Origin of the sequence: Mesorhizobium metallidurans STM 2683 (assembly GCF_000350085.1) — a bacterium.
Classification (GTDB): Bacteria; Pseudomonadota; Alphaproteobacteria; order Rhizobiales; family Rhizobiaceae; genus Mesorhizobium; species Mesorhizobium metallidurans.
In genome coordinates this window covers 1-3,630 of record NZ_CAUM01000181.1, presented here as the reverse complement: position 1 = coordinate 3,630, position 3,630 = coordinate 1, and the positions used below count along the sequence as shown (strand labels likewise).

Sequence of the window (3,630 nt, the reverse complement as noted above, 5' to 3'; positions counted from 1 at the left end):
AGCTCGCCCATGTCGGTGAGCGCGTGCAGGGCGTCGAGCAGTCGCCCATTCTCAAGCGCGGCGCCGAGCACTATGCGGCTGCGCTCGAGCGCAGCGGCGAGGGCCTGGTCCGCACCGCCGCGCAGCAGCTCGAGCGCCAGGCATCCGACCTCGAGCGCGCGGGCCGGGTTCTTTCCCTGCATGTCGCCAGTGCGTGCGAGCGTCATGTTCAGAATCGTCTTTTGTGGATCGTCGGCGGGGCCGGCCTGGTCCTTGGCATCCTGTTGACGCTGTTCGCGCCGCGCGTGCTGCCCGGTCCCGTTGACATGGCCGTTGCCTCGACCGCCATGAACGCCGATCGCTGGAACGCGGGAATTTCGCTGATGCAGTCGGGAAGCCCCGGAGGTTGGAATAACTTGATCCAGGCCAGCAATCTTGTGCGGGACAATCGGCCGGCGCTGACCGCATGCGCCGAGGCGGCGGCCACGGCGAAAAAGGATCAGCGTTGCACGATCACCGTGGCAGCGCCGGCGCAGCCGGCACAATGATCGTTATTCGATCCGGCCGACCAAGCTGTCGCAGCCGGCCAAGAGAGAGAACCTTAGGAGTAGCTTATGAGTCGATCGTCGTTTCTTGTCCTGCTGATGGTCGTTCTGTCGGGCTTTCCGGCTGGCGGCTCGATCGCCTCGGCGCAGGGCGATATAGCGGGTGCTGAAATCGACATAAGGCTGTCCAACGGGCGAACCGTAGCGCTGACGCCGTTCAGGATCGATGGAAAGCAAGGGTTCTTGGACGTGCAGTGCGGAATCGTGATCGAGCGCAGGCGCTTTACGGTCATCGGTGCGGGAGATTTGGAAGTCTACACCTGTCGCAGACTGGTCGCGGCCGGATCGGTGCCCCCGATCGACGGCAAGGTACGGATTGGCCTAATCTATGACGTGGCCTCGCCATCGGCTCGATGCTCTTGCGATCACCAGGTCCGATGAGGCCCGAAATATAGACCGGGCACATCTGCCGCCGCTTTTTGTGACCGAGTTTCTCGACGAACGGTTTGAGCCAATCCATCAAGGCAATATCCTGGTACACCATCCCATGCCCCTAGTGAAGAGCCCAAGATTGCCGACCATCGTTGACTAACGCTTAATCTGCCAAAGTAGTGCTAAGTTTCGTATCAGAACCGGCCGGCGCTGAGGTTCTGGCTCATTGCCGCAAATAACTTCAGCAGATCGGCGAATTGCCAGAGTTGATTTCAGCAGCGGGCTATAGGCCGCCGCCAGCCATCTTGCGCGGCCGCCCTCCCTTGCGGCCATTCTCCCGAGCCGCCGCCGTCTTGGCGCGCGATCGGGCCTGACCGCCTGCCGCGCCGAGCTGCGCGGCCATCCAGCGCTTGGAGCCGAAGACGCCTTGCAGGAGTGCCGGCACATACACATCGGCGTCGAGCTTCGGCCAGTGCAGGCCGAGGCCGGCCGGGGTGATCTCGATTTCGGCAAGATCGGCCGGCGAGGCGTCGGCAAGACCTTCCGCCAGGCGCGACGGGAAAGCGATCTGCACGCCGGTACTCAGGTTGACGACAATGCGGGCCGAGCGACGATCGTAGCGCGCGGACACGGCAAAGCCGTTCTCCCGCAGCGCCGCCATCCGCTTTTCGGCCTGTTGAACTTCCTGCTCAGTAACGGTCATGAAACACCCTCCATTCCGCGCATAGGGTTGCCAGCGCTCCGGCCAGGTCAATTGCGATCCGGCCCAGCTCGCGCGTGTTGAAGCCGAAGCTCTCCCGCAGCGCCGGCGGACCATCCGGGCAATGCAGGATGAACACGGCTTCGCTGGCCGCTCCCCTGACATGGACGTGCGCGGGGCGATGATCGTTGGGGTAGATGACCACGCGCAGGCCATCGAGGCGCAAGACAGTCGGCATGAGCGGACTATAACAAAACCCAAGCGCTTGGGAAAGGTGATCTCGCCAAGGCGGGGTCGTTTGCGGAAGGGGCGAAATCCTACGCTACGAGAACACGCTTTCCATAGTCCCTGAGCTCACCCTTCGGGCCGACATATCGGTAGAGAGTGACGCGCTCGATCCCGAGTTCCTTGCACAAATCGGAAACGGAAGTGTCGCGCTGCGCCATGGCGGCCTGGGCCAGACGCACCTGCGCTTTGGTGAGGGCAAATTTTCGGCCGCCCTTGCGACCGCGCGCTCTTGCGGCGGCGAGACCGGCCATGGTGCGCTCCCGGATCAGGTCCCTTTCGAACTCGGCCAAGGTGGCGAAGATTCCGAACACCATGCGGCCGGATGCGGTCGTGGTGTCGATCTGGGCACCCTTTCCGGTCAGCACACGCAGGCCGATCTTGCGGTCTGATAAATCCTTCACGGTGTTGACCAGGTGTGCGAGCGACCGCCCGAGGCGATCGAGCTTCCAGACCACCAACACATCGCCGGCGCGCAAGGATTTCAGGCAGGCGGCCAGACCAGGGCGATCATCACGACTGCCGGAAGCGCGATCCTCATAGATGTTATCCTGTTCGACGCCGGCGGCGCGCAGATCGTCGTGCTGCAGGTCGAGGGACTGGGAGCCATCGGCTTTGGAGACGCGGGCATATCCGATCAGCATGTTTCTTAAACGTTGGTTTGAGGCGGCGCGCCGGCCGCGATTGCATTGACCTCTGGAAATGTATCTCAACTAGATTCATAAACAAAGAGTCTTGAACGTCGTCAAATTTTGATAAAGTAACATATGATGCCGCGTCGCGTCACTCTAACCGATCGGCAGAAGATACCCAGAACCGCAACGGCAGGCTTCGTCATCATCGTTCTCCCTCGTTTGCCGGCACAGATTACGGCAGGGCGGTGAGGGGCGGGCCATAAATAAGTGATTTAAGCCTTGAACCTCTAGTGGCTGGAGCACCTATATAGAAAGCTCGAAGCCCCCTGGGTCGTGGTTTCGCATCGAACGTAGGAGAGAGAAATGGTAGACATTGCAAATACCGCAGCCGATGACAAAGGTCATGGGCTTCTTTGCCCTGCCTGCAAAGTCGATCTCGTCATGAGCGAGCGCCAAGGCATCGAGATTGACTATTGTCCCAAGTGCCGGGGCGTCTGGCTGGATCGCGGTGAGCTAGACAAAATCATCGAGCGCAGCGCAAGCGAAGAGGCTCAAACCTCACAGACACAGCCCTATAGGCCGCAGCCAGCGGCGCAACAGGGGCAACCTTATCCGTCCCAGGGTCGCTACGACAGCGGTCATGGTTCGGGGCACGGTGGGGAACATGGAGGCGGCCATGGTCAAAGTCGCAGACATGGATCGTTTCTGGGGCGGTTATTCGACTGACGAGGTTCGCTCCAGGATACGGGATCGGCCTTGGCAGCGCAGCGCCGATGGAATGACAACGGGGGATTGACAATGGGCGCAGGGCACCCACACGCGGTGGCGGCCCCTTCCGGAACCGCTGCGGGGCGGCACAAGAGCAGGCTGACGATCGCGCTTGCGCTCACCACGACCTTCATGGCGGTCGAGGTGATCGGCGGTTTGTGGACGGGCAGTCTCGCGCTTCTCGCCGATGCGGCGCATATGCTGACCGACGCTGGCGGTCTGGTGCTGGCGCTGATCGCCATCCGTTTTGCGGGACGCCCAGCGACGCCGCAGAAGACCTATGGTT

The 3,630-nt window shown here is 61.8% G+C and carries 7 protein-coding genes and 1 pseudogene; 4 read left to right on the top strand and 4 right to left on the bottom strand.

Going from position 1 to position 3,630, the window contains the following annotated elements:
• The coding region (locus tag MESS2_RS29410) for a DUF6118 family protein (protein ID WP_040594364.1) at window positions 1–527 on the top strand (527 nt) is incomplete at its 5' end.
• A 66-nt stretch (window positions 528–593) separates the two neighbouring features.
• Complete coding sequence (locus MESS2_RS32885; protein WP_008878341.1) at window positions 594–965, top strand: hypothetical protein; 372 nt, start codon at window positions 594–596, stop codon at window positions 963–965.
• On the opposite strand, the pseudogene MESS2_RS32600 reads toward MESS2_RS32885, so the two are convergent.
• The 4 genes and pseudogenes from MESS2_RS32600 to MESS2_RS29390 all read right to left on the bottom strand — a co-directional run.
• A pseudogene (locus tag MESS2_RS32600) lies at window positions 925–1,068 on the bottom strand (transposase); the annotation flags it as partial. The gene MESS2_RS32885 and the pseudogene MESS2_RS32600 sit on opposite strands and share 41 nt — an antisense overlap.
• Before the next feature lie 171 nt (window positions 1,069–1,239).
• Window positions 1,240–1,659, bottom strand: coding sequence for a DUF2442 domain-containing protein (locus MESS2_RS29400; protein ID WP_008878340.1), 420 nt, complete (start codon window positions 1,657–1,659; stop codon window positions 1,240–1,242).
• The gene (locus MESS2_RS29395) at window positions 1,646–1,882 is read right to left on the bottom strand and encodes a DUF4160 domain-containing protein (RefSeq protein WP_244440121.1); all 237 of its coding nucleotides are present in this window, start codon (window positions 1,880–1,882) and stop codon (window positions 1,646–1,648) included. The genes MESS2_RS29400 and MESS2_RS29395 overlap by 14 nt, the downstream gene beginning before the upstream one ends.
• A 91-nt stretch (window positions 1,883–1,973) precedes the next feature.
• The gene (locus tag MESS2_RS29390) at window positions 1,974–2,585 is read right to left on the bottom strand and encodes a recombinase family protein (protein WP_008878338.1); all 612 of its coding nucleotides are present in this window, start codon (window positions 2,583–2,585) and stop codon (window positions 1,974–1,976) included.
• A gap of 354 nt (window positions 2,586–2,939) precedes the next feature.
• Between MESS2_RS29390 and MESS2_RS31805 the strand changes: the two genes are divergently transcribed.
• On the top strand, window positions 2,940–3,302 hold the full coding sequence (locus MESS2_RS31805; protein ID WP_008878337.1) for a TFIIB-type zinc ribbon-containing protein: 363 nt from the start codon (window positions 2,940–2,942) through the stop codon (window positions 3,300–3,302).
• Window positions 3,303–3,374: 72 nt separating this feature from the next.
• Window positions 3,375–3,630 (top strand): cation efflux transmembrane domain-containing protein (locus MESS2_RS29385; protein ID WP_167332472.1); only part of this gene is annotated, 256 nt, incomplete at its 3' end.